We start from the raw sequence: 817 nt of genomic DNA, 5'->3' as shown, positions 1-817 counted from the left end.
ATACACAAGACCGTTAGCTGTAATTTAAAAACCGAACTATAATTGGAACTACTTAACTCTGTTTTTAATTTTTTCACAGATAAATCACAAAGGTTATCAAAAAAAGCAATTTTGATAATTGGCGGAATTATGCTGTTAATTGTAATTGACAATACTCTAAGCTTTTCTTACTATTACAATACCGAAAAAAGAATTGAACATATACAAGGTATTAATAAGATTGTAAATGACACTACTCTTAGTAAACAAGAAATTGCGGAATTAAAAAAATTGCGGAAAAATTTGATATCGAGAACAACTTGGAAAGATGAAACTTATCGAATGATATCCGAAATAGAATTCAACTCTGAACCTGATGAAATGGCAGAAGTCCCAAAAGAGATTATTTATGAAAGAAGTTACTTATGGCATTTTATATCTTCCGGATGGATTTTTCTATTTGCAATGATTATAATGCCATTTGTAGGTTTGGCTGACAAAAACACACCACTTGGAACAACTATCGGAATAATTTTGATAATAACACCGATGTTTTATGGAATTGCTTGGTTGTTTGCTAAAGCGTTTTCGTTTATTCCTGTTTTATTTGGAAACCCAATACTGAATTATATACTAAATGCTTTATTATCGTTTTTAATTTTGTTTTTATTTACAAAACTGAGTTCGAAGAAAAAATAAAAAACTACAGGTAACACCGTGTATAATTAATTGCTGTTTTCTTCTCTACTTGCGAATATTTCTGCGGAATATTCACAGGTTCGTAAAAGTTTACTAATTTAGTTGCTTAACCACGCAACTAACCATACACAAACACGTT

The 817-nt window shown here is 29.9% G+C and carries 1 protein-coding gene; it reads left to right on the top strand.

Annotation, left to right across the window (positions count from 1 at the left end; all coding sequences use genetic code 11):
• Positions 1-42: 42 nt before the first annotated feature.
• Positions 43-678: a hypothetical protein gene (locus TD29_RS17705; protein WP_040282945.1), complete on the top strand. Its 636-nt coding sequence runs from the start codon at positions 43-45 to the stop codon at positions 676-678.
• The last annotated feature ends 139 nt before the right edge of the window (positions 679-817 follow it).

The sequence above is a fragment of the Psychroserpens damuponensis genome, assembly GCF_000826655.1.
Lineage (GTDB): Bacteria > Bacteroidota > Bacteroidia > Flavobacteriales > Flavobacteriaceae > Psychroserpens > Psychroserpens damuponensis.
Note: the sequence above shows the minus strand (reverse complement) of the source record. Positions and strands in the feature narration are given on the sequence as shown.